At 65.7% G+C, this 22,494-nt stretch carries 22 protein-coding genes; 8 read left to right on the top strand and 14 right to left on the bottom strand.

All coding sequences use genetic code 11. The features are described 5' to 3' along the window. The first annotated feature begins 96 nt into the window (after window positions 1-96). The 3 genes from C167_RS0108810 (at window position 97) to C167_RS0108800 (ending at window position 3,210) form a co-directional block, all read left to right on the top strand. Window positions 97-1,482, top strand: a complete 1,386-nt coding sequence (locus C167_RS0108810) for an NAD(P)/FAD-dependent oxidoreductase (protein ID WP_017517905.1) — start codon at window positions 97-99, stop codon at window positions 1,480-1,482. A gap of 11 nt (window positions 1,483-1,493) precedes the next feature. Beyond that, complete coding sequence (locus tag C167_RS0108805; RefSeq protein WP_017517904.1) at window positions 1,494-1,853, top strand: cupin domain-containing protein; 360 nt, start codon at window positions 1,494-1,496, stop codon at window positions 1,851-1,853. A 532-nt stretch (window positions 1,854-2,385) separates the two neighbouring features. Then, window positions 2,386-3,210, top strand: coding sequence for a lytic transglycosylase domain-containing protein (locus C167_RS0108800; RefSeq protein ID WP_026078906.1), 825 nt, complete (start codon window positions 2,386-2,388; stop codon window positions 3,208-3,210). 94 nt (window positions 3,211-3,304) lie between these two features. Here the strand turns inward: C167_RS0108800 and C167_RS35460 are convergent, their stop codons facing one another. Beyond that, window positions 3,305-3,550, bottom strand: coding sequence for an integrase core domain-containing protein (locus tag C167_RS35460; protein ID WP_157791824.1), 246 nt, complete (start codon window positions 3,548-3,550; stop codon window positions 3,305-3,307). A 232-nt stretch (window positions 3,551-3,782) separates the two neighbouring features. Here C167_RS35460 and C167_RS0108795 point away from each other — a divergent pair, with 232 nt between their 5' ends. After that, window positions 3,783-5,354: a diguanylate cyclase gene (locus C167_RS0108795; protein ID WP_017517902.1), complete on the top strand. Its 1,572-nt coding sequence runs from the start codon at window positions 3,783-3,785 to the stop codon at window positions 5,352-5,354. Here the strand turns inward: C167_RS0108795 and C167_RS0108790 are convergent. From C167_RS0108790 to C167_RS0108770, 5 genes are read right to left on the bottom strand one after another with little or no spacing between them, the layout of a single operon-like run. Further along, window positions 5,340-6,248 (bottom strand): LysR family transcriptional regulator, encoded by a 909-nt coding sequence (locus C167_RS0108790; protein ID WP_017517901.1) that lies wholly within the window; start codon window positions 6,246-6,248, stop codon window positions 5,340-5,342. The two genes, C167_RS0108795 and C167_RS0108790, sit on opposite strands and share 15 nt — an antisense overlap. A gap of 2 nt (window positions 6,249-6,250) precedes the next feature. Next, on the bottom strand, window positions 6,251-6,568 hold the full coding sequence (locus C167_RS32360; RefSeq protein WP_017517900.1) for a DUF202 domain-containing protein: 318 nt from the start codon (window positions 6,566-6,568) through the stop codon (window positions 6,251-6,253). Window positions 6,569-6,578: 10 nt separating this feature from the next. Next, entirely contained in the window at window positions 6,579-6,944 is a 366-nt protein-coding gene (locus tag C167_RS0108780) for a YidH family protein (RefSeq protein WP_017517899.1), read from the bottom strand. Window positions 6,945-6,957: 13 nt separating this feature from the next. Continuing rightward, a complete protein-coding gene (locus C167_RS0108775; protein WP_017517898.1) occupies window positions 6,958-8,310 on the bottom strand; it encodes a DUF1329 domain-containing protein in 1,353 nt (450 codons plus the stop codon). Window positions 8,311-8,324: 14 nt separating this feature from the next. Next, window positions 8,325-10,154 carry a DUF1302 domain-containing protein gene (locus C167_RS0108770; RefSeq protein WP_416774862.1) on the bottom strand — a complete coding sequence of 610 codons (1,830 nt, stop codon included), beginning with the start codon at window positions 10,152-10,154 and terminating at the stop codon, window positions 8,325-8,327. A gap of 315 nt (window positions 10,155-10,469) precedes the next feature. Between C167_RS0108770 and C167_RS0108765 the strand changes: the two genes are divergently transcribed. Continuing rightward, window positions 10,470-11,417: a LysR family transcriptional regulator gene (locus C167_RS0108765; RefSeq protein WP_017517896.1), complete on the top strand. Its 948-nt coding sequence runs from the start codon at window positions 10,470-10,472 to the stop codon at window positions 11,415-11,417. A gap of 24 nt (window positions 11,418-11,441) precedes the next feature. On the opposite strand, the gene C167_RS0108760 is transcribed toward C167_RS0108765, so the two are convergent. The 4 genes from C167_RS0108760 to C167_RS0108745 all read right to left on the bottom strand — a co-directional run bounded on the left by C167_RS0108760 (window position 11,442) and on the right by C167_RS0108745 (window position 15,904). Beyond that, the gene (locus C167_RS0108760; protein ID WP_037006069.1) at window positions 11,442-12,653 is read right to left on the bottom strand and encodes an MFS transporter; all 1,212 of its coding nucleotides are present in this window, start codon (window positions 12,651-12,653) and stop codon (window positions 11,442-11,444) included. Window positions 12,654-12,798: 145 nt separating this feature from the next. Continuing rightward, on the bottom strand, window positions 12,799-14,001 hold the full coding sequence (locus tag C167_RS0108755; protein ID WP_017517894.1) for an acyl-CoA dehydrogenase family protein: 1,203 nt from the start codon (window positions 13,999-14,001) through the stop codon (window positions 12,799-12,801). Window positions 14,002-14,006: 5 nt separating this feature from the next. Beyond that, a complete protein-coding gene (locus C167_RS0108750) occupies window positions 14,007-15,554 on the bottom strand; it encodes an AMP-binding protein (protein WP_017517893.1) in 1,548 nt (515 codons plus the stop codon). 131 nt (window positions 15,555-15,685) lie between these two features. Next, window positions 15,686-15,904 (bottom strand): PLD nuclease N-terminal domain-containing protein, encoded by a 219-nt coding sequence (locus C167_RS0108745; RefSeq protein WP_017517892.1) that lies wholly within the window; start codon window positions 15,902-15,904, stop codon window positions 15,686-15,688. A 356-nt stretch (window positions 15,905-16,260) separates the two neighbouring features. On the opposite strand from C167_RS0108745, the gene C167_RS0108740 reads away from it, so the two are divergent. Both C167_RS0108740 and C167_RS0108735 read left to right on the top strand, forming a co-directional pair. Continuing rightward, window positions 16,261-16,605 (top strand): hypothetical protein, encoded by a 345-nt coding sequence (locus tag C167_RS0108740; RefSeq protein WP_017517891.1) that lies wholly within the window; start codon window positions 16,261-16,263, stop codon window positions 16,603-16,605. Window positions 16,606-16,643: 38 nt separating this feature from the next. After that, window positions 16,644-17,255 carry a Yip1 family protein gene (locus tag C167_RS0108735; RefSeq protein ID WP_017517890.1) on the top strand — a complete coding sequence of 204 codons (612 nt, stop codon included), beginning with the start codon at window positions 16,644-16,646 and terminating at the stop codon, window positions 17,253-17,255. 169 nt (window positions 17,256-17,424) lie between these two features. Here the strand turns inward: C167_RS0108735 and C167_RS35280 are convergent, their stop codons facing one another. Together C167_RS35280 and C167_RS0108730 are read right to left on the bottom strand one after the other, a co-directional pair. Continuing rightward, window positions 17,425-17,559 (bottom strand): hypothetical protein, encoded by a 135-nt coding sequence (locus C167_RS35280; protein ID WP_268744087.1) that lies wholly within the window; start codon window positions 17,557-17,559, stop codon window positions 17,425-17,427. 64 nt (window positions 17,560-17,623) lie between these two features. Further along, window positions 17,624-19,573: a hybrid sensor histidine kinase/response regulator gene (locus C167_RS0108730; protein ID WP_017517889.1), complete on the bottom strand. Its 1,950-nt coding sequence runs from the start codon at window positions 19,571-19,573 to the stop codon at window positions 17,624-17,626. Window positions 19,574-19,787: 214 nt separating this feature from the next. On the opposite strand from C167_RS0108730, the gene C167_RS0108725 reads away from it, so the two are divergent. Next, window positions 19,788-20,303, top strand: a complete 516-nt coding sequence (locus C167_RS0108725; RefSeq protein ID WP_235154303.1) for a DUF4142 domain-containing protein — start codon at window positions 19,788-19,790, stop codon at window positions 20,301-20,303. Window positions 20,304-20,548: 245 nt separating this feature from the next. Here the strand turns inward: C167_RS0108725 and C167_RS0108720 are convergent, their stop codons facing one another. Together C167_RS0108720 and C167_RS0108715 are read right to left on the bottom strand one after the other, a co-directional pair. Next, a complete protein-coding gene (locus tag C167_RS0108720) occupies window positions 20,549-21,331 on the bottom strand; it encodes an alpha/beta hydrolase family protein (RefSeq protein ID WP_017517887.1) in 783 nt (260 codons plus the stop codon). After that, window positions 21,318-22,427 carry a DUF3182 family protein gene (locus tag C167_RS0108715; RefSeq protein WP_017517886.1) on the bottom strand — a complete coding sequence of 370 codons (1,110 nt, stop codon included), beginning with the start codon at window positions 22,425-22,427 and terminating at the stop codon, window positions 21,318-21,320. Before C167_RS0108715 ends, C167_RS0108720 begins: the two co-directional genes overlap by 14 nt. Between the last annotated feature and the right edge of the window lie 67 nt (window positions 22,428-22,494).

The following is a 22,494-nucleotide window of genomic DNA, read 5'->3' as shown; positions in this document are numbered from 1 at the left end:
CGGCAAGCCGTATGCCTGGGCCCCCCGGAGCGATTACAAAACTCGGATACGGTCCGAAGACCGCTTTTTCTTCCGACATTCTGCCGGAGTTTTCCGATGACATCCGCCCTTCTTGCGCACGCCATTCCCCGACCCTTCTGGCTCGATACCCTCGATCCCGCTCCCGCCGCGTCAGCGCTGGAAGCGGATCGCCGCTTCGACCTGGTGGTGGTCGGCGGCGGCTTCACCGGTCTCTGGACCGCCCTGCACGCCCGCCAGCGCTGGCCGGGCGCGAGCATCGCGGTGGTCGAGGCGCGTCGCTGCGGTGGCGAGGCCAGCGGACGCAACGGCGGCTTCTGTGCACCGAGTATTTCCCACGGCGTAGGCAATGCCCTGCGCCGCTGGCCGGAAGAAGCCGAAACCCTGGTACGCCTGGGCCGTCAGAACCTGGACGAGTTCGAGGCGGACCTGCAGCGCTTCGGCATGCAGGTGGAGTTCGAACGGCGCGGCAAGCTCAGCGTCGCCATCCAGCCCTGGCAGGTCGAAGGCTTGCGTGGCATGCAGCGCAACTACCAGCGCTTCGGCATCGACTGCGAATGGCTCGAAGGTGCGGAACTGGCACAGAAACTCGATTCGCCGCTGTACAAGGCCGGCGTGTTCGAGCCCAACTACGCGCTGCTCAACCCGGCGAAGATGGCCGCCGAGCTGCGCCGGGCCTGCCTGGAACAGGGCATCGAGCTGTTCGAGAACACCCCGGTACACGAGCTGCATCAGCGCGGCGACCGCCTGCTGCTGCGCTGCGACCGTGGAGAGCTGGAGGCCGGGCAGATCGCCCTGGCGACCAACATCGCGCCGCCGCTGCTTGGCCACCTGAATTCCAGCGTGATCCCGGTGTACGACTACTCACTGGTCACCCAACCGCTTTCCGACGACCAGCTGCGCGCCATCGGCTGGGTCGACCGCTACGGCATCGCCGATGCCGGCAACCAGTTCCACTACCTGCGCAAGACCGCCGACAACCGCATCCTCTGGGCCGGCTTCGACGCCATCTACCATTTCGGCAGCCGCCGCGACGAAGCCCTGACCCAGCGCCCGGAAAGCTTCCAGCGCCTGGCCGGGCAGTTCCGCGAGGCCTTCCCGCAGCTCGGCCCGGTGGAGTTCAGCCATGCCTGGGGCGGCATCATCGATACCTCGGCGCGCACCACGCTGTTCACCGGTTGCGTGCTCGGCGGGCGCGTCGCCTACGCGCTGGGCTTCACCGGCCAGGGCGTCTCTGCCAGCCGCTTCGCCGCCTTGAACATGCTCGATCAACTGGGTGGCGAGCGCACCGAGCGTACCGAACTGCGCATGACCTCGCAGAAGCCCTTCCCCTTCCCGCCCGAGCCGCTGCGCTACCTCGGCGTGCGCCTGGCGCAGCATTCGCTGGCCAAGGAAGACCGCACCGGCCGCCGCGACCTGCTGCTCAAGACCCTCGATGCCTTCGGCGTCGGTTTCGATTCCTGATGGAGAACACCATGTCCACCCTGCCCCGCCACGTCATCGACTTCGCCAACCCCGCCCTGGCCCCCCAGGAGCGCGAGATCAACGACCCGGCCATCGTCGATGCGCCGTACCGCAGCCGCAGCTGGCGGCACTTCAGTGCGCCGGAAAAGAACGCCATCGCCGGCATCTGGGAAGCCGGCGTGCACCTGGAACGCTGCGAGTGCGACTACGACGAGCTGTGCCACATCCTCGAGGGCACCGTACGCCTGACCGATGCCGACGGCGTGGCGAAGACCTTCGGCCCGGGGGATTCCTTCGTGGTCGCGGCGGGCTTCAAGGGCACCTGGGAAAACCTCACGCCGGTGCGCAAGGTGTATTTCATTCTCGGTTGAACCCTGCTCCGCGATGGATCACCAGGCTTCGCAGGAGCGGACTCCGTCCGCGATTGGCTTCGCCCAACGCCCAGACGAATCGTCGTCGCGGTGGGTTGATCGCGGACAGAGTCCGCTCCTACGAGCCCGAAAGCCCCTCTCCCTAACCCTCTCCCGCAAGCGGGAGAGGGGACGGTACGGCGCAGCATGAAACCTTGACGTCAGCCGGCACGGGCAGGTCCCTCTCCCTTCGGAGCGGGGCGCGTAGCCAGGGCTGGGGAGAGGGAAAATCGCAGGCACGACCTCACAAGAAGACAGTTGCTCCTACGCAACAGCTGACTCTTGCGCAGCGTGCGCGGCCAGCGATGTCCCGGACCGCCAGCCAGCCGTACGTCCCCCCAGGCTCCACATCCGTTTGAAAGGACTATAACTAGCGAAACGAAACGGCAGGTCAGCAGGTTCAACCCAGCCATGACTGCCCCTGATGGCTCTTTCCCTTCACCCGGATCAGGTTTCTCCGGCCTGATCGGCGCCCGTGGCGCGGAGCGGTTTGATGAGTTCCAGAATCTGGCGATGGGCTCGCAGGAGCCTTTCTGGCTGCATCGGGCTGGCCTTGCTCGTCGCTCCGCTTTATGCCAATGCCCTGTTCAGGTGCCAGGCCCGTGACGGGACTGTCAGCCACACCAGCCACGCTGTTGTCGGCGCCCGCTGCACGCTTCAGAACGGCAAGACCGGCCAGACCAGCAAGGCGAGTGCGACTGCTGGCGCCAGGTCAAAGGCCGCGCCAGCGTCCGTACGCGGGGACGACCCGGGCTCAGGACGGGTTCGGGTTTACACCTTCGTCCACAAGGGCGTTCGCCAGTATGTGAGCCGCCGCCCGGTCGGGATCGCCGCGCGGGTCGATGTGATCGATGTGTATTACATCAAGGGCTGCTACCTGTGCATGGCACCGAAGGATTTCAACGTCGCCACGCTGCGCCTGGACACGCGTTCCTATCGCCGTGAGATCGAGGCCGCTTCGCTGCGCTACGGCGTCGACCGGGCATTGGTCCGCGCGGTGATCCATGCCGAATCGGCGTTCCAGCCCAGAGCCATTTCCATTGCCGGTGCCCAGGGGCTGATGCAGTTGATGCCCGATACCGCCGAGCGCTTCAACGTCAGCGATCCGTTCGATGCACGGCAGAACATCCGCGGCGGCGTGCGCTACCTGGCGTGGCTGCTCAAGCGCTTCAATGGCAACCAGCGGCTGGCGCTGGCCAGCTACAACGCCGGGGAAATGACCGTCGACAAGTACAACGGCATCCCTCCCTACGCCGAGACGCAAACCTACGTCGCCCGCGTGCAATCGCTGACCGAGCGCTATCGCAATCATCCCTGACGGCTTAACCCTCTGGGTCTGTGATGGTTCCTAGGATGGGTATCGCCGCGTGTCCTGCCGGGACACATGGCTAACGGTTGGCGGGAGGCATGGGTCACTGTTTCCCGTGCCTCCCTTCCAGCAGCTTTTCCGGACAGGTCCGCGGGCTGCTCTGGCACCGTGACAGCGCTGGTTTCTGACTGGGCGCCCGACGCGTACGGTGTGGGTTGTACAGGTCGCGCCAACAATCCATACCGGCCTGACGTTGCAGCAGCGTACGGAAGTGCGCGCCCTGCAACAGCGCGCGTTTGAGAGCCTGGTGAAACCGCCCGAGCTTTCCTTGAGTCTCCCGGCAGCACACTCAGGCGCCACTCCTACCACTCTGGAGCCGGTCGCGACCGATGGTGCAGGCGAGCCGCGCAGGGCAGATGCCTGTTCCATCGCCTCCGATGTGACGAGGGCCGCAAGCCTGCCTATCCTCAATCTCGCCCCGTCGAGGTTTGGCGGGTAGGCTGCACGCCCCTCACTTGCGCCGGCGCTTACATGGATCAGACCCCGACAACGCGACCACATCCCCTCCGACAGGCCAGCCCATGAAGCGCTGGAGCCGCAAGCCGCTGACCCTGCGGATACTGATCCTCGTCTTCGTGCTGCTCGCCGCGCTGGCGACCCTGGGCAACAGCCTGGTGGTGGCATATAACGTGCAACGCAGCGCATTGATCCACTCGACCCTGGAGGCCAACCGCGCCTATGCCGCCAAGGTGGCGTCGAGCATCAGTGAGTTCCTCGGCTCGGCCCGGCGCAACCTGGCGTACAGCTCGGGAGTACTCGCCAATCACTTCAGCGAGGCGCCGGTGCTGCACGCCGAGGCGATGCGCCTGAAGGCCCAGGACAACTACTTCAACTCCATCATCGTCGTCGACGCCGGCGGCAAGGTGTTGCAGGCCTACCCCGACTCGCTGCAGATCGTCGGCACCACGTTGCGCTCGGAAGCCGTACAGGAAGCGCTGCGGCTGAAACAGCCGAAGATCAGCCAGGCCTACGAGTCCATCGCCGGCAACCTGGTGGTGCTCATCTCCCAGCCCATCACCAGCCCGAGCGGCGAATACCTGGGACTGGTCGCCGGCTCGGTGTACATCCTCAAGCCCAGCGTGCTGCACAGCATCATCGGCAGCCACTTCCAGCAGGAAGGCACCTTTGCTTTCGTCGCCGACGCCAATCGCCGTCTGCTGCATCACCCCGATCGCAAGCGCGTCGGCGAGCTGCTAAGGAACAGCACCACGGTGGACGCCGCCTTGCGCGGCGAGAGCGGCTCGATGGAGGTGGTCAACTACAAGGGGGTGCCCATGCTCGCCGGCTTCGCCCAGGTGCCTGACGCCAACTGGGCGGTGGTCGCCCAGCAGCCACGCGACCTCAGCCTGTCGCCACTGCACCTGCTGATGAAGGACATGCTCCTCGGGCTGATTCCCGCGAGCCTGATCGGCGTGCTGGCCATCTGGGCCGGCACCCTGCTGATCACCCGCCCGCTACGCCAATTGGCGCTGAGCGCCGAGCGCTTGTCGAACCCGGAGACACCGCGCGAGTTGCAGGGCATCAGGACCTGGTACCGCGAGGCGGCGGCGATCCGCATGGCGCTGCTCACCGGCGTCGGGCTGATGCAGCAGAAGCTCGGCCAGTTGAGCCAGGAGGCCCAGAGCGACGCCCTGACCGGCCTGGCCAATCGCCGGGCGCTCAGCGTGGCGCTGGATGCGCTGCAGCAATCCGGGCTGGACTATTCGGTGCTGGCGGTGGATATCGACCACTTCAAGCGGGTCAACGATACCTGGGGCCACGATGCCGGCGACGAAGCGCTGCGCCGGGTCGCAGCGGTGCTGCGCGACTCGTCCCGTGCTGGCGACCTGGCCTGCCGTGCCGGCGGCGAGGAGTTTGTCCTGCTGCTACCGCAGACGTCCCTGGAAACCGCAGCAGGGATTGCCGAACGCATCCGCGAAAGCGTCGCGGTCACGCAGATTCCCCAGGTCGGCCTGGTCACGCTGTCGGTCGGCGTTGCCGCGCTCGGCCCGCAGGCACAGACACCGGAGGCCGTGCTCAAGCTGGCTGACAAGTGCCTCTACAGGGCCAAGCAGGCCGGTCGCAATCGCGTGGTCAGCTCAGACATCCCCTAGCCCGCTGCATCCGGCGTCCCCAAGGCGCGACGCCAGCGCCCGCGCCATCCCGCCGATACGCCCGCCATCCCCGAGGCCGGGCGCGATATAGATGGCCACGGGGAACGTCACCGCCTCGTCCAGCGGCAAGGGACGGCGGCTTAATCCCAGCAGGCGAGCCATGCGTGCGGGCAATGTCACCCCCAGCGGATGACGGTCCAGCATCAGCCGCGCGGCAAGCGCGCTCTGCACGCGGCAGGCGATGTTCCGGCGCAGCCCGCGCAGCCCCAGTTGCAGATCCACCGGGCACAGGCCGCCACGGCGGGCAGACACCTGGATCTGCGGCAGGCGCAGATAGTCGGCCAGGGTTATCGGTGGCTGCTCCAGCGCCGCGCCGTAGGCAAAGACGTAGCGATCCGCGGGCACGGCAATGCGCTCGATACCGTAGCCGAACGGCACCACCTGCTCGATATCCAGCAGGATATCCAGTCGGCCGCCGCGCAGTTCATCAAAGGCCACGCGGCGCTGCGGCTGGTAGAAGGTGACCCGCCACTCTTCGCCCAGCCGCGCCAACGCGGTATCGAGGAACAGCGGCTGCAGGCAGTCGATACAGCTGACCCGCAGCTCCCGCCGGGTCGGCTCGCGGCCCGGAACCTGTCGCCATCCCTCGCGCAGGCTCTCGAACGCCAGGCGAACGTGATCGGCCAGGCGGTGTCCGGCCACTGTGGGCGTCACGCCCAGATGGCTCTTGATGAACAACGGGTCGCCACAGTGCTTGCGCAATCGGCTCAGGGCATTGCTCACCGCGGGCTGACTGAGGCCCATCAAGCGCGCGGCGCGGGTAATGCTGCGCTGCTGGTAGATGGCATCGAACACGCAGAGGAGGTTCAGATCGAGGTCGTACAGATCGTGCATCGTCAGTAATCGTCGTGCAGCAGGATCAAGCCGAGCAGCAAGCCTGCTGTCAGCATCAGCGCCAGGCAAAGGCCTGCAACGGCGCGACCGCTACCGCCATGGCGATCACCGGCAAGCGCGCGGCAGCTGCGCCGGTAGTGGCGGGCCTGCCCAAGCAGACAGACCAGCGCACAGCCGGCCAGCAGCGCCGCCGGAACCAGGGCCAGCGCGGACAGTTCACCGATACGCCGTAACAGCAGGGCCGCCAGCACCAGCAACACCAGCAAGGTTCGCGTCCAGGCCAACGTGGTGCGCTCCGCCTGCAATCCGCCGTCGCTCATGTGGCCGGGCTCATTGCTGATAGCCGATGAGGCCGGCGGCCAGCAGCACACAGGCCAGCGCCAGGATCGGGACGAGCAGCGGCACCGGCAAGGGCCTGCCGTGGCGCAGCGCGCGCTCGACATTCAGCCAGCGCAGCCCGGCCGCCCCCGCGGTGAGCAGACCCAGACCGGCCAGCGCCAGGGCGAGAAACATCCGTGTGGCGCCCGTCAGCGCGGGGGACGCGAAGGCGTCCACGGCAATGGCGCCGGCCAGCAGTGCCATGGAGGTGCGAATCCAGGCCAGGAAGGTACGTTCGTTGGCCAGGGTGAAGCGGGGGTCCGGTTCCTGGCCGCCACCCAGCAGACGGTCGGCCAGGCGGCTGCGGCCGCTGCTCATGAGCACGCCCCCATCAGCGGATGCCCAGCCCGCGCAGGGCGCCGGGCGAGTAGTCCGAGGTGGTGGCGCGGAAGCCGAAGTCATAACCGCGCGGCTGCTGATTGCTCATGTTCGAGGCGATGTAGCGGCCGGCCTGCAGGTCGTAGAACACCTGGGCGGCAGACAACAGCACATGGGCATCCGGGCGGTAGAACGTGTGGTTCTCACCGATCCGCCAGAGCTCGCCACGGCTGTCGTACTGGTCGTTCTCGACCACGGTCCAGCTGTCCTCGTCGAGGTAGAAGCGACGTTTGGAATAGATGTGCCGCGCGCCGGGCTTGAGGGTCGCCTCCACTTCCCAGACCCGGTGCAGCTCGTAACGGGTCGGCGCAGCGTCAATAACACCGGGCTTGAGGAAGTCCGCGTACTTCAGGCTCGGCGACGCCAGGCGGTAGCTGTTATAGGGGATGTACAGCTCCTTCTTGCCGATCAGCTTCCAGTCGTAACGGTCCGGCGCGCCGTTGTACATGTCGCGGCTGTCGGCGGTGCGCAGGCCCGCGGTGGTCGGACCGGCGGCGTCGTAGGCGTTGTCCGGGGCGCGGCGCACGCGGCGCTGGCCGGAGCTGTAGACCCAGGACAGGCGCGGTTGCCTTACCTGGTCCAGCGTCTCATGGACCAGCACCACCTCGCCCACCTGGCGCGACGGCGCGGTGATGCGGTGGCTGTAATAGAACAGCATGTTGTCCACCTTGCCCGGCTCGTAATTGCTCACCTGGTCGGCCATGGTGAAGCGCTGCTCGGTGGTGGTGATCACATAATCGCCGCCGGCCTGCGGCGCCGCACTGTCATTGACCGACAGCAGGCTGCCGCCGCGGTAGCGGGTGATGTGGTTCCAGATCGCTTCGAGGCCATTGTGCGGAATTGGGAACGCGACCGCGCCCTGGAAGCCCTCGATGCCGTTGCCTTCGTTGACCAGCCTGGCGCCAGTGGCGTTATGCGCTACCCAGCCCTTCACCTGTTCGGAAATGCCAACGCTGCGATGGCTGGGGTAGACCGGCAGTTTGTACTGGCCGGGATAGCGCTTGAGCAGCGCGACCTGTCCCGCCGTGAGGTTGGCCTGGTACTGCTGGTAGTTGCTCGAGTCGATGGTAAACAACGGCTGATCGGCTGAATACGGGTCGGCTGGCGTGCCGTTGCCCTGGATTTTCAGGCCGTCGCCGGACAGGCCGCCCTGCCAGGCGGGAATCTTGCCGTCGGCGCTGGCGGCCCGTTCAGCCCCCATCGGCGTCAGCGTGTTCTCCAGCCTGGCGGCCTCCTCGGCCGGTACGGCGGCCTGGGCAGCGTGGGCCAGGAGGATGGCGGAAAAGAGGCAGTAGATGCGTTTCAAGAGGCAGGCTCCACTTAGAAGTTGATGCCGACCGACAGCGAGACGAAATCGCGGTCGCCGCGGTTGCCGTAGTCGCCATCGAAGTAGTTGGTGTAGGAAATGCCGGCGGTATAGGTACTGTTGAAGTCCGCATCCAGCGAGACGCCAACCGCCTTGGAGCCTTCGTTGAATCCTGAAACCTCGGCGGGGGCGTAGCCCTTCACGTCGTGGGACCAGGAAATCCCCGGTTTCAGATCGATACCGGCGATGGCGTTGGCGTAGCTCCAGATCGCCCGGGCGCGGTAGCCCCATGAGAAGGGCGTGACGAACCCGTCGTTGTTGCAGTTCTCTGGTGTCGCCGAGTTGGCAATGCACACCGCGTTGTTGGCGAGCTCGCCCGAACCGAAGGTGCTGTTGCGGCCGTAGCGCGGGCCACCGGTACCTTCCAGACCACCGACGAAGGTAGCGCCCACCTCGCCCACCAGCACCAACTGGTCGGCGCCCATGACCTGACTGATCGTCTGCGTGGCGGTCATCTGTGCCTGGGTCACTTCCTTGCGGCGGTAGCCATCGGAGGCGTGGCTGTCGGCATAGACCACCACGCCGGCGTCATACAGCGGGGTGCGCGACGGATCGCCCAGACCGGACTGGATAAGGTCCGGGCCGTTGAACTGCAGCGGCAGGTTCGGCCGATAGCTGATCTCGCCCTGCAGTGCGGTACCGCTGGACAGCGTGGTGGCGAAGGTCAGGCCGTACAGGCGGATGTCCTCGGGGTACTCGACAAAGTAGCTGGAGGTGCCCATGCGCAGCGCGTCGGTCAGCGTCTTGCCGGCGCTGCTGTTCATCAGGCCATTGCACGCCGCGCCGGACAGCCCGAGATTGCCGCACAGCTGCGGCACGAAGCTGGTGTTGGTCAGGTAGGGGCTGCTGACCGAGCCGGTGTAGGGCAGCCGGCTGTGGTAGTTGGCGGCGTAGGCGCCGAACTCGGTGTCCAGGCTCGGCACGAACCAGTGCAGCGACAGGCCCCACTGGCCGCTGTTGCGGGCGTCCTGGTCGGCGGCTCGGTGCAGGCGGATACCTTCGCCGTTGAGGTCCACGCCGAACGGTGTCAGGGCGCGAACGGCAGCGGCATTGCCGGTGAGGTTGCGACCCACGTCCAGGCCGTAGCAGCCATCGGGAATGTAATCGTTGCTGGAGAAGAAGGTGCCGCAGTTGTCCAGGTTGGTCTGTTCCCAGTCCAGCTGGTAGAAGAAGTCCGCGGAGATGTTTTCGGTGAGGTTCTGGGTGACGTAGAACAGGTTCACCGGCACCAGGGCGTCCTTCACTTCCGAGCCCGGCCGGCGGATGGCCGACAGGTTGGTCGGGTTGACCACGTTCAGGCCCCCCTGGATGAAGGTGCTCTCGCCCCAGTTCACCACCTGCTTGCCCAGACGCACGGAGCCCGGCTCATCGGCGATCTGGAAGTTGTGGTAGACGAAGGCATCGAGCAGCTCGAAGCCGGCGGACTTGTTGGCGTTCTTGCGCCCGTTGTCCTCGACGTCCTTGAAGCGCTGGCCCTCGTCACGCAGGGCGTAGTCGTACCAATAGCTGCCGCGCAGGAACACGCCGCTGTCGTTGTACTTCAGTTCCAGGTCATGGCGCCCCTTGAAAATCTTCGAGAAGACATCCCCGGCGCGGTAGTTGCGTCGTCCGTCATCACCGGACGCACTGCGCATAAGGCGCTGCTCCGGGTTGTGGGTGGACATGCTGGCGCCCAGCGACAGCGCAGAGTCGAGCTGTCCCTGGATTTCACCGACTTCGAAGTTGTAACCCCAGGCGGAATGGCAGGTGCAAGTTGCAACCAGCAGCCATGAGCCTCGCACCATGATGCGAACTTTCGGCGTCATCACTCTTATCCTCTTTATTCTTGTTCGAGCGATCTTCAGGCAATACAAATCCAACCTCGAAAGCACATGAGGTCACATGAGCTTTAAAGCGCAGAGGATTGAATTGACTGGATATTTTTTATTTAGAATGAATCTTCGATTTAACTTACGAAATAGTGTTCGGATTGTTGGCTTATCGTTACCAGCCCTTGATTTGCGTCGATGGACCGATACTAAATAGCGCCTGGACGGCAAACAAATATCGTCTTCAGATGGGCCCCATAACAAACCGGCATGACCGGAAAAGGCACGACGATGACCCTCAAGCAGTTGCGTTACCTGATCGCCATCGCCGAAGCCGGCAGCTTCTCGGCTGCGGCCCGCAACGCCTACATTGCTCAGCCGGCGCTGAGCCGTCAGATCGGCATGCTGGAAAGCGAACTGGAGGTGCAACTGCTGCTGCGTCAGTACGATGGCGTGGATCTCACTGACGCCGGTCGGCGCCTTTATGAAGTGGCACGCTCGGTGGTGCAGAAGATCGATTCGGTGAAGGACGAACTGGTATCCAGCCGCGGCGACCCTCGCGGACGCGTGTCGGTGGCGATCCCGGTGACCACCTCCGCCCTTCTGTTGCCGGCGATCGTTCGCCGCGTGCAGGAAAAATTCGCCGGCATCGACCTGGTGGTGCGCGACGGCCTGAGCAAGGAAGGCGGCGAGGCCATCGAGCTGGGCAAGGTCGATTTCGGCATCGTGCCCAATGCCGAGGAACTGGAAGGTGTGGTCGCCGAGCCGATCTTCGTGGAGCAGCTCTATTGGGTGGGACGAATGTCGTTGGACAACGAAGGCGACACCATCACCCTGGCCGAGGCGCTGAGCTATCCGCTGGTGATGCCGCCCCGGGGCATGCACCTGCGCCGGAGGATCGAGCAGGCGGCCATGGCGGCGGGGCTTGAGCTGAACGTGAAGTACGAACAGCAGTCCGCCTACGGCATCACCGGGCTGGTGACCAGCGGCCTGGCAGCGTCCATCAGCAACTGGCCGCCGATCGAGGTGGGTTCCCAGTCACTGGCCCGGCGCATCGTCGAGCCGCAGATCGAGCGCACCGTGTCCATCGCCCACTCGGCACACAAGCCACTGAGTTTCGCGGCATCCTGCGTGCACGACCTGGTGCGAGAGTTGCTGGTGGAGGCGGTGCGGAACGGCACGTGGAAAGGCGAGCTGATCGAACGCTCGCCTCTGGCGGCGGTCCATCGGGTCGATTGACCGCCATGGGCCCCGGCGTAGCGATCAGCCGGCGGTCGCCAGCTCACCGGACAGCTGGGCTCGCGAGCGCTGCGGGTGCAGCCAGGCCAGGCCAACCAGGCCTGCCACCACCAGCAGTACGCCGCTGACGGCAAACCCATGGGCGTAGCCGAGACCGTCCAGTCCGCCGGAACGCTGCACCAGGAAACCGGTGACAATGGGCGCGCTCAATCCCGCCAGGGACGAAAACGCATTACCGATGGCAAGGATGCTGCCACGCTGGGCAGTGGGCGTGACCTCCGCCAGCATCGCCGGGCCTACCGAATACATCACCAGTGCGAGACCGCCGCTCAGCGTCATGTAGGTCATGCGCAATACCACCGGCAGATCCGCCAGCAGACTGATGGACAGCACGCCGCTGGCCATCAGACAGGCCGAGACGAAGACCCCCCGCGCTACCCGCGATGAGAGCCCGGCACCCAGCATGCGCTGGGACAGCCACGCCATGAACAGGCTCAGCGGCATGGTCACCAGCACGAACAGGCCGAACAACCGGCCAGCGTTGATCGAGCTCAGGCCCAGACCGCTTTCCAGGTATGCCGGCACCCAGGTCAGCGTCAGCGCCAGGGACCAGTTGGCGGCGAAGTGGCAGAAGTAGTTCGCCAGCACGGTACTGTCGCCCAACAGGCGACGGTACGGCAGCTTTTCGCTGCCGGTGCGGCCGCGGGATGTCTCCACCAGCTCGCCTTCGCGGCCGAGGAAGAACCAGGCCACGCACCAGACTGCCCCCATTACCGCCAGCACCGCGAAGTTGCTGCGCCAGCCGTAATGGGTGCTGATCCACGGGATCATCAGCCCGGCGATCAGCAGGCCCATGGCGCTGCCCGAATGCAGCAACGCGACCGGCAGGCTGCGGCGCTCGTCGGGAAACCACTTGTACAGCGCATGGGTAGCCACCGGCGATGCCGGCCCCTCCCCTACGCCCAGCAGCACGCGGCAGGCCACCAGCGTCCAAAGCGACGTGGCATAGAGCATCGGCAACTGCACCAGCGCCCAGAAGGCGCCCATGCCCAGCAACAGCCAGCGGGTCGAACGGCGGTTGGCGAGGAAGCCACCGACCACCGCCGATATGGAGAACAACCAGTGCAGACTGCCACCGACAAGGCCGAACTCAGCCGGTGTCAGGTCCAGTTCCTTCATCATCGGCACCGCGACCAGGCCGGTGACGACCTTGTCGAGGAAGTTCACCAGCATCATCGCCGCCAGCAGGAAGGCGACCGTCCAGGCCCGCCGGGGCTGGTAGGCACTCGTTGGGTCATGCTTGTGGGCATTGAAATCGTGCATGTCGCTTATCTCTCTTGTTCTTGTCGGGTGCTGTGCTCACGCATCGAGGTCCCGCCAGTCAATCGGGCATCAGGATGCCCTTGGCGATGGTGTTGCGCTGGATTTCGCTGGTGCCCGTGAGGATGCGCATCATACGGGTCGCGCGGAACAACCACTCCACCGGATGTCCGTTGATCAGGCCGGCGCCACCGTGTACCTGCACCGCGCGGTCGGCGATGCGGAAGGCCGTTTCCGAGCTGAACACCTTGCACATCGACGATTGGGTGCGGATATCCCCGCCCGCGTCGTAGCCGGCCGCCGTGGCATACATCATGCTGCGCGCGGCATACAGCTCGGTGGCCATGTCCGCGATCATGTGGCTGACCGCCTGGAACATGCCGATCGGCCGGCCGAACTGCACCCGCGAGCGGGCGTAGCCCACCGACAGGTCCAGCGCCAGGGCGGCCATGCCCAGCATGGTGGCGCAATGCAACAGGCGGTTCAGGGTTATACGACCCATGGCCAGCTTGAAACCCTTGCCCTCCTCGCCGATGCGGTGCGCCGCCGGGACCTTCACGCCGTCCAGGTTAATGTCGCCGTGAGTCCCCGGACCGGACATCGCCTGGTAGTCAGAGACCACCTGTGCACCGGGAGCTGTGAGGTCGACGAAGAACGCCGAGATGCCCTCAGCGCCCTTGCCGGGCGAGGTGACCGCCAGCAGTACGGCGAAGTCGGCGTAGGGCGCGCCGGAAATGTAGCGCTTGGCGCCGTCGAGCACGTAGTGATCGCCTTCCAGCCGCGCACTGGTCTTGATCGCGGTGGCGTCGGAGCCGGCTTCGGCCTCGGTCAGGGCGAAGCACACGGCCTTCTCCGCACGGCACACCGGACGCAGGAAGTGCTCGATCTGCTCCTGGCTGGCCACGCGGAACAGGTGCCCCACCCGCGGCGGGCCACTCAACTCGCCCAGCACGTGGGCGGCCAGCACCGCGCCGCTGCTGGCCGCAGCTTCCTTCACCGCGCACAGGTCGACGATGCCCAGGCCTGCCCCGCCCAGTTCCTCGGGCAGCATCACGTTGTAGAAGCCGCGCTCGCAGGAGCGCTTCCACAGGTTGCGCAACAGCTCGCGGGAGTGCTTCTCGCCGAACCGGATACCCTCGCGTTGCTCAAGCGGCAGCAGTTCTTCGCGCAGGAAGCCGCGCAGGTCGTCGATGATGGCCTGCGCCTTGGCGCTGGGCTGGATCCCGGGATAGCTCGCTTGAATAGAATTCGCTTGCATGATCATGGTCCTCAGATCCGCCGTTCCTGGTTCTGCCAGTAGGGTTCGCGCACCAGGCGGCGCACCACCTTGCCATTGGGGTTCTTCGGCAGCTCGCGCACAAAGTCCACGCTGCGCGGCTTCTTGAAGCCGGCCAGTTGCTCGGCGCACAGCTCGATGATCCGCGCTTCGTCCAGTTGCATGCCGGGCTTGAGCACCACCACGGCCTTGACCGCCTCACCCCACTGCTCGTCGGGCACGCCCACCACCGCCGCTTCGAAGACTTCCGGCAGGCTGTAGAGCACCTGCTCCACCTCGGTCGGGTAGATGTTGAAGCCGCCGGAAATGATCATTTCCTTCTTGCGGTCGACGATGAACACGTAGCCATGCTCATCCACCGTGGCGAGATCGCCGGTAAGGTAATAGCCGTCGCGCATGACCTCGGCGGTCAGCTCCGGCGCTTGCCAGTATCCCTGCATGATGTCCGGGCCTCGCACCACGATCTCGCCGATCTCGCCGGCCTTCACGTCGACGAAATCTTCATTGACCACCCGCAGGTCGGTGTCGAAGTAGCAGCGGCCACAGGAGGCCAGGCGTTTGGGGTCGTCCAGCGCGGCGATGTGATCCTGCTCGGTGAGCACGGTGACCAGCGAGCAGGTCTCCCCGGCACCGTAGCCTTGCGCCAGGATCGGCCCGAACACCTGCATGGCGCGGCGCACCAGCGCAGGCGCCATGGGTGCGGCGCCGTACATCACCAGGCGCAGGCTGCTGAGATCGTAGGTCTCCACACCGGGAAAATTCACCAGTCGATTGATCATCGCCGGCACCAGGAACAACCGGGTGACACGTTCACGCTGGATGGTCTCCAGCAACTGACGATCGTCGTAGCGCTCCACCAGCAGATTGCAGGCACCCGCCGCCAGCAGCGGCATGATCTGCATACCGCTGGCATGGGTGATCGGGCCGACGTGGGCCATCACGTCTCCCGGGCCGGAGCGGCCGGTGGGGCTGGCGATGCTCTTGCGTATCAGGGCCTTGCGGTTGCCCACACTGAGCATCGCCGCCTTGAGCACGCCGGAGCTGCCGGAGGTGTAATGCAGCACGGCCAGGGCGTCATCGGCCGGGTCGCAACTGATGTGTGCGTCCGACCCGCGATCCAGAACCTCTTCGTAGGGCACATCGGCGCCCTCATCGGCCAGCGGGATGATCCGCTTCAGGTCCGGCAGTTCGGCACGACGCCGGTCGATCAATTGGGCAAAGGCGGCATCGGCGATCACCGCCTGGCTGCGCGAATCCTTCAGTACGCTGAGGACTTCATCGGGCGCCAGGCGCGCGTTGATCGGCACCTTGACCATGGCCGCCTTGTAGAGAGCGACCTCCGCCTCCACCAGCTCGACGCGGTTGAGCGCCAGGATCGCCACGTGTGCGCCCTGCTCCAGCCCCAGCGCGAAAAGCCCGGAGGCCAGGCGGTTGGTACGGCGTTCAAGCTGCGCGAAGGTGATGCGTTGGCGGGAGTCGACCACGGCTTCGTGGTCAGGCCAGTAAAGTGCGCTGCGGCGCAGGATTTTTCCCAGGTCCACTTGTTGTTCTCGTTGTCAGGCTGCTGATAGACGAACGAGATGCTAAGAGTGGTGCGCGGCCACCGGCCAATACCTTAGGTCGATGCCGGCCATGCCGGAATGCGATGGGTCCTTCCGGACGGGCCGGAGGATCAGTCCAGCGGCGGTTCCTGGGCCACGCCGCGCGGGCCGGCGATGCCCCAGATGACCAGCCCCACCACCGGGAAGATGACGATCAGCAGCGACCACAAGGCCTTGGCGTTCACCTCCTTGTCACTGCGGAAGATGCTGACGATGGCCCACAGGTCCAGCAGCACGATGATGATCGCGATGACGATCCAGAACCAGGAAGCGAGCGCGAACGTGGACATGGCGGTCTCCTTTGGGTCGCGGGGAAATTTTGCCCTTGTGCTGTGGCTGGCCGCGAATATCGCCCAAGGTTCATTCCGTTCGACGAGGCAGCAATGCCTGCGACGCAACCCTGCCCTCGCCCCTTGAGCAGGGCTCGGGGCGGCCAAGCCCGCCGGGATGTCCGGACTTGGGCAGACACTCGCACCCTTCGAGGTGCCTGCGGCGAGCGCCAAGCCCCCGCTGGGACCGTTCGTCCCGCCCGCCGAACAGGCGCGGCCTCGCATCGGTCATCCGCATAGGCGCTGCGAAAGCGGCCGCCGACCGCCAGGGCTCATGCCGAGCCAAACTCGCTGAACCGATCCGGAGGTGACGAACGATGGGCTGGAACGATCATCAGGATGTCGAACTGTCCGAAGGGCTTCGCCGCCTGCTCGACGAGGGCGCGCTGGAAACCGACAGCCGCCAGGAAATCCTCGCCCGCTACATCCTCAACCATGGCTTCGCCGCGCTTTCCGAGGAGCAGCAACAGCAATTCCACGATGAGCTGTTGCCGCTGCTCGACCGCCGCGACCGCGGCGAAGGCTTGATGCCCCAGGGCAGCCTGGACCCGGCGATCGGCGAACCTGCCCTTGCGGGAGATGGCATCAACGACCCCGGCAACGAGGACCCCGGCTCGCTGATCGAGATCGAAACCGCCGAAGGCTTTCGTACCCGGCGCTGAGTCCGGTACGCCGTACCCGTCAAGATGAGGAGGCGAAGATGACCTTTCCCCTGACCCACTTTTTCACCCGGCCGGAGAAGGCCTGGCACGAGCTGCGCGAAAATGTCGACCAGCACCCCGCCGCCTACCTGCCGTTCTGGTTGCTGCTGCCGCTGATTCCCGCAGTGTGCCTGTTCATTGGCACCACGCAGGTCGGCTGGCGCCTGCCAGGCAACGAGGAAACCCAGTTCCTCACTCCCAGCAGCGCCGCGCTATTGGCCTTCTGGTGCTATGTCGGGCTGGTGGCCGGCATCGTGATGATCGCCTATCTGGTGCGCTGGGTGCTGTTCCGCACCGAGCACCGGCCCGGCGTGAACTACAGCATGAGCTTCTCTACGGCGGTGGCCCTGCCACTGATGCTCGCGGGCGTCGCCGCCCTGCTGCCGTCGCGCTGGCTGCTGCTCGTCGCGGCCGGCATCGCCACGGCCTATTCGTGCTGGCTGCTGTTCGTCGGCCTACCCATCTACATGCGCATGACCCAGCGCAGCGCGGCGTTCTATGCCGGCTGCATTCTGGCGTTCGGCTTCCTCGTGCTGCTCACCACCGCCTTCGCCTTCCTCGAGTTGTGGGGCCAGGCGATGAGCGGGTCGGGCGAATATCTGCAGCAATAGCCGCTCCCGCGTGCCACCGGGGAGCGCCATTGTCATCGTGAAGGCGCAGCGGATCCATCCGCGATCGCCTCCGTTGCGCGACGACTCCCGCGGATCGTAGGGCGCATAACGCGACAGCGCTTATCCGCCCTACGGTCTGAACCGGTACAAACGCACGCATCGCGCCTGGTCATTGCTCCGGTCGCGGCACCGGTTCCTCCGGTGGCTGTTGCATTGGCACCTCTTCGGGAAACTCCTCGGGAATCCGGCTTTCGCGGCTGGGTGGCGCTTCCTGGGGCTCGGGGCGCTGGGCTTGGATAGACATGGGGAACCTCCGCAAGTATGGGCGTCATCATTGGGCGCGCCACATCGGCGGAGGTTCGGTTTTTCTAGCCGACTTGCTTCACCTGCAGCAACAGTGTCTGCAACTGGTCGCGGTCGAAAGGCTTGGGCAGGCGCAGCACCGAGTCGGCCAGGGTATCCAGCCGCCCCGCATAACCGGTGGTGAGTACACAGGTCAGCTGCGGATGGGACTGGCGCACCTTCTGGATCAGTAGCATGCCGTCCATGTCCGGCATGGCGAAATCGGTGATGACCAGGTCGAAGCTCGCCTGTTCCAGCAGTTGCAGCGCCGCCCGCGCGGAGTCGGCGCGGATCACCGCACAGCCGAGGTCCGAGAGCAGCGCACTGGTGCCCGCGAGGACCAGCGCGTCGTCATCGACCACCAGCACATGCAGCCCGAGCGGCTCGTTCATCTCGGCATAGAGCTCGTCAGCAGGCGCCGTGTCCGCGGCTTCGGGCTCCACCTTCACTTTCACCGCCGGCAGCCAGATTTCCGCCGTGGTGCCCATGCCCGGCGTACTGCGCAGCAACAGCGCGCCGCCCTGCTGCTGGGCCAGCCCGTGGACGATGGACAACCCCAGCCCCGTACCCTTGCCAGTGGGCTTGGTGGTGAAGAACGGCTCCGCCGCGCGGCGCAGGGTATCCTCGCTCATGCCCTGTCCCGAATCGGTCACGGCCAGGCACACGTACTCCCCCGGGGCGAGCTTGCCGCTCTGGCGCGGGGCAACCACCGCGTTACGCGCCGAAAAGGTGATGCTGCCGCCATCTGGCATGGCATCGCGGGCATTGGTGGCGAGGTTGATGATCGCCAGTTCCAGCTGGTTCTGGTCGCTCATCACGCAGTCCAGCTGCAGCGGGAAACGCGTCTCCAGGCTGATGGTCGGGCCCAGCGAGCTGACCAGCAGCTCGCTCATCTCCTGCAGCAATGTCGGCAGGTGCAACGGTTGCGGGAACAGCCGCTGCTTGCGGGCAAAAGCCAGCATTCGCTGGGTCAACTGGGCGCCCCGGCGGGTCGCCTCCAGGGCGTTCTTCCAGATGGTCTGGACCTTGTCGTTGTCCTTGGGCAGGTGCCGCTGGAGCACCTGCAAGCCGCCGAGAATCACCGTCAGCAGGTTGTTGAAATCGTGGGCAACGCCGCCGGTGAGCTGGCCGAGGGACTCCATCTTCTGCGACTGGATCAGCTCGTCGCGGGCGTGCTCCAGCTCCTCCTGGGCGCGACGCTTGTCGGTGATGTCACGGGTGATCTTGGCGAATCCCATGAGTTCCCCGGCATCGTCATACACCGGGTCGATGACGATATTGGCCCAGAAGCGCGAGCCGTCCTTGCGCATCTGCAGGCGCTCTTCCTCGTAGCGCCCTTCTGCCAGCGCGGTGCTCAGGCTCGCCTCGGGAATGCCACCCTGGCGGTCCTCGTCGCAATAGAAGCAATCGAAGCGGCGGCCGATGATCTCTTCCGGGTGATAGCCCTTGATCCGCGCCGCTCCCGGGTTCCAGCTGGTGACGTTGCCACTGGGGTCGAGCATGTACAGCGCGTAGTCGGTGACGCCGTTGACCAGCAGGCGGAAGTGTTGCTCGCTGCGCCGCAGCGCCTGTTCGGTCTGGTGCTGCTCGGTGCGGTCGCGGGTGATCTTGGCAAAGCCGAGCAGCTCGCCCGAGTCATCGCGAATGGCGTCGATCACCACGTGGGCCCAGAACGAGCTGCCGTCCCGGTGCAGGCGCCAACCTTCGCTTTCGTAGCGGCCGACGCGGGCCGCTTCGCCCAGTGCCAGCTCGGGCAGGCCGGCTTCACGGTCGGCAGGGGTGTAGAAGCGGGAAAAGTGCTGGCCGAGGATTTCGTCGGCGGCGTAGCCCTTCAGACGCTGCGCGCCGGAACTCCAGCTGCTGACCCGACCGTCGGGGTCCAGCATGTAGATGGCGTAGTCGGTGACCGCTTCGACCAACAGGCGATAGCGGGCGTCTTCGACGAGCTGGGCGGTGCTGGCGATGGTATCAGGCATGAAGTCTGCGCTCTCTCGGCTCATTGCAGCAAAGCATAGGCTCGCCAATCCTACCGAAGATGCCGCCCGACGGCGTAGCTCCTGGCCCGCAGCCAGTCAGTGGAAAACTCTGAACCCCCGTGGCGCGCTCCCGTCAACACAGTAGTCACACCCAATGCCTCGACCATCGAGGCCCCATCACCCGATCGGGAGAATCGTCATGAATGGATCCGTCATGAAAGGAACCGCCATTTTGCGAGGCGCCATGGTTTGCGCGTCCCTGCTGTTCGCCGGCCCGCTGCTGGCCGATGATCCGCATGCCCAGGCGCAGAACTTTGCCACCGAGGCCTCCGCCGCCGGCATGGCGGAAATCGATGCCGCCAAGCTCGCGCTGAAGAAGAGCCAGTCCACTGACGTGAAGACCTTCGCCCAGCACATCATCGACGATCACACCAAAGCCAACACCGAGCTCAAGGCCATCGCCCAGAACCAGAAGCTCGAGCTCTCCGACTCGCCCAGCGTGATGAACCAGGCCAAGGCCAAGGTGCTGGACGTGCGTGACGAATCCTTCGACGCGGCCTACGCCAACAACCAGGTGAGCGCCCACGAGGATGCGGTGAAGCTGTTCACCGATGCGGCGAACAATTCGGCTGACACCCAGATCAAGGCCTTCGCCCAGAAGACCCTGCCGGTGCTGCAGCAACACCTGGAAATGGCCAAGGAACTGGTGAAGGCGCATCCATCGAAATAATGGAGTAGCCTCCGGCCGACCACCCCTGATCGGCCACCGCCGACTTCGCCCGCGTTCGCGCAAGCGTGCCCTGAACGCGGACGCAGCCCGCTCCTGCGAGCGCGTGGCCGGTTCCGGTGCTACCCAACACCGGAACGGCACGGCGTTTCCCAGGAGCGGAGCCTATCCGCGAAAACCTGGCAGGACCGGCCGTACCCGGGAAAGCCCGTTGCTCCCACCCGACATACCGTGCCTTGGCCGCGTGCTCAGCCCACCACCAACCGACTCGAGCGTTCGCCCACCACCATCTCGGTGATCCAGCGCACCAGGATGTCGGTGTAGGCCTCCTGCGAGCGTTCGCTGGAGAGCGCGTGGTCGGCCTGGTCGATGATCCGGTGGGTCAGCGAATGGGTGCGCTGGAAAGCGGCACGGTAGCTCATGATGGTCGGGCGGGGAATGAAGTCGTCGTGCTCGGACTCCACCAGCAGCACGTCGCCCTTGAATCCGCTGCAAGCCTTCAGCGCGCGGTTGCTGGCCGCCGGAATGTGGCTGGAGCGGTACTCCATCAGGTCGTCGCGCGGCAGGTCGCGCTTGGGTACGTTCCAGTCCTCGTCGCGGTAGATCGCCGGCACCCGCAGGCCCAGCCAGCGCACTGCCCGCAACTCGGTGAGGATCGCCGCCAGGTAACCACCGTAGCTGGTGCCCACCACGGCAACCGCCTCGGGGTCGATGCGCGGATGCGCTACCAGGCGGTCGTAGGCCGCCAGCAGGTCGCGCAGGTTGTCCTCGCGGGTAATCGATGCCTGCAACGCCTCGCCCGCGCCATGGCCGGCGAGGTCGAAGGTCAGGCACACGCAACCCAGTCCGGCGATACCTCGGGCGCGCTTGAGGTCGCGTTCCTGGCTGCCACCCCAGCCATGCACGAAGAGCACGCCCGGCACATGGGTGCGCGGGCTCAGGAAGTTGCCCTGCAAGCGCAGGCTGCCTACATCGATGTCCACCTGCTCGTCGATGGAGATGGCTGAGTAGCGCTCGTCATTGGAAAACATAGGGCTCCACCATCGCGTATTTCATGAGGAAGTCGCCGATGGCGTCCGGGCCGCGATAGAGCACGCGGGTATTGTCCGGCAACGGCTTGTCCTCGAAGATTTCGAATGTCGACGCGCGCACCACGCAGAGCGAGGGATCGGCGACGAAGGCTTCCAGCGCAGCAAGTTCCGCGCCGCTGGCCCCGCCGATGCGCCAGGACTGTTCGAGCACGCCGGAGCAATCCTGGCCCCGGGCGTCCACCCCCTGGGCCACGTCGTAGTTGCGGCGCGAGGCAAAGAACCCCGGCAGCAACTGGTGCGCCGCGCGGTCGAACTGCACGGCCTGGCGGATCGCCTGCTGCACCGAAGCGACCAGGTCCAGCGCCAGCAGGCAGTCGAAATCGCCGCGTACTACCAGCAGGTCGCTGCCACCATACACCAGCTCGCCGCGCGGGTTGCGATTGTGCTGCTGCATGCCGTGGTAGCTGAGCAGCACGCCGTTGATCATCACCTGTCCCACGCTGTGGGTCCGGGCATCGCGCAGGTCGTCCTCGATCACCAGCCCTTCGAGGTAGTCGCCCTCCTCGTAGCAAGCCAGCGCGTCGGCCAACTGGTCGATGTCCTCGACCACCTGCTGGCCCTGCCCGCCACGGCTGGATGCAGGCTTCAGGCGTTGCGGCCCGCGCTGCAGGCGCGCACTGGCGCAGCGCACCGCATCGTTGTGGCAGAACACACTGTGGCCATCGAGTACCAGCGGCTTGACCCGTGTGGCGAAGGCTTCGCTCCAGCCGCGCGGGGTCAGGGTGGGACGCTCGAACAGCGGATGGACAATGGCCTTGCCGGCCTGGAAGGCGCGCTCGACGAAGCCGCCGAACAGTTCCAGCGGGCCGTGGATGCCCAGGTCGGCAGCCTGCTGGCGCCCCACCACCGTGGCGTCCGGAACCCAGTAGAGGGGGCGGCCCGCCGAGCGCTCTTCAGGCAATTGCGGACTGAAATCCAGACCCTGGATCTGCGCCAGCCAGGCGGCCAGCGCTTCGTGCGTCTGCCGGTCGGCGGGTTGCGCGTCGGGGGCCAGCGAGCAGGTCACGACCAGGCGTGAGCGGTCGGCATCGTTCATCGGTTTCCCTCGGTCAGGCTGTATGAACACTCGACTGATGGAACAGTCATCGGTTCTACGCACATGA

Source organism: Pseudomonas nitroreducens TX1, from assembly GCF_000313755.1.
In the GTDB taxonomy this organism is placed as follows: Bacteria; Pseudomonadota; Gammaproteobacteria; order Pseudomonadales; family Pseudomonadaceae; genus Pseudomonas; species Pseudomonas nitroreducens_A.
The sequence above is the reverse complement of the archived record's forward strand: the minus strand, read 5'-3'. Positions and strand labels throughout refer to the sequence as shown.

Excerpts from the sequence above, each read along its gene's own strand:
- C167_RS0108810 (WP_017517905.1), top strand. The coding sequence starts at position 97 with ATGACATCCGCCCTTCTTGCGCACGCCATTCCCCGACCCTTCTGGCTC.
- C167_RS0108805 (WP_017517904.1), top strand. The coding sequence starts at position 1,494 with ATGTCCACCCTGCCCCGCCACGTCATCGACTTCGCCAACCCCGCCCTG.
- C167_RS0108800 (WP_026078906.1), top strand. The coding sequence starts at position 2,386 with ATGAGTTCCAGAATCTGGCGATGGGCTCGCAGGAGCCTTTCTGGCTGC.
- C167_RS0108795 (WP_017517902.1), top strand. The coding sequence starts at position 3,783 with ATGAAGCGCTGGAGCCGCAAGCCGCTGACCCTGCGGATACTGATCCTC.
- C167_RS0108790 (WP_017517901.1), bottom strand. The coding sequence starts at position 6,248 with ATGCACGATCTGTACGACCTCGATCTGAACCTCCTCTGCGTGTTCGAT.
- C167_RS32360 (WP_017517900.1), bottom strand. The coding sequence starts at position 6,568 with ATGAGCGACGGCGGATTGCAGGCGGAGCGCACCACGTTGGCCTGGACG.
- C167_RS0108780 (WP_017517899.1), bottom strand. The coding sequence starts at position 6,944 with ATGAGCAGCGGCCGCAGCCGCCTGGCCGACCGTCTGCTGGGTGGCGGC.
- C167_RS0108770 (WP_416774862.1), bottom strand. The coding sequence starts at position 10,154 with ATGGTGCGAGGCTCATGGCTGCTGGTTGCAACTTGCACCTGCCATTCC.
- C167_RS0108765 (WP_017517896.1), top strand. The coding sequence starts at position 10,470 with ATGACCCTCAAGCAGTTGCGTTACCTGATCGCCATCGCCGAAGCCGGC.
- C167_RS0108760 (WP_037006069.1), bottom strand. The coding sequence starts at position 12,653 with ATGATGCTGGTGAACTTCCTCGACAAGGTCGTCACCGGCCTGGTCGCG.
- C167_RS0108755 (WP_017517894.1), bottom strand. The coding sequence starts at position 14,001 with ATGATCATGCAAGCGAATTCTATTCAAGCGAGCTATCCCGGGATCCAG.
- C167_RS0108745 (WP_017517892.1), bottom strand. The coding sequence starts at position 15,904 with ATGTCCACGTTCGCGCTCGCTTCCTGGTTCTGGATCGTCATCGCGATC.
- C167_RS0108740 (WP_017517891.1), top strand. The coding sequence starts at position 16,261 with ATGGGCTGGAACGATCATCAGGATGTCGAACTGTCCGAAGGGCTTCGC.
- C167_RS0108735 (WP_017517890.1), top strand. The coding sequence starts at position 16,644 with ATGACCTTTCCCCTGACCCACTTTTTCACCCGGCCGGAGAAGGCCTGG.
- C167_RS35280 (WP_268744087.1), bottom strand. The coding sequence starts at position 17,559 with ATGTCTATCCAAGCCCAGCGCCCCGAGCCCCAGGAAGCGCCACCCAGC.
- C167_RS0108730 (WP_017517889.1), bottom strand. The coding sequence starts at position 19,573 with ATGCCTGATACCATCGCCAGCACCGCCCAGCTCGTCGAAGACGCCCGC.
- C167_RS0108725 (WP_235154303.1), top strand. The coding sequence starts at position 19,788 with ATGAAAGGAACCGCCATTTTGCGAGGCGCCATGGTTTGCGCGTCCCTG.
- C167_RS0108720 (WP_017517887.1), bottom strand. The coding sequence starts at position 21,331 with ATGTTTTCCAATGACGAGCGCTACTCAGCCATCTCCATCGACGAGCAG.
- C167_RS0108715 (WP_017517886.1), bottom strand. The coding sequence starts at position 22,427 with ATGAACGATGCCGACCGCTCACGCCTGGTCGTGACCTGCTCGCTGGCC.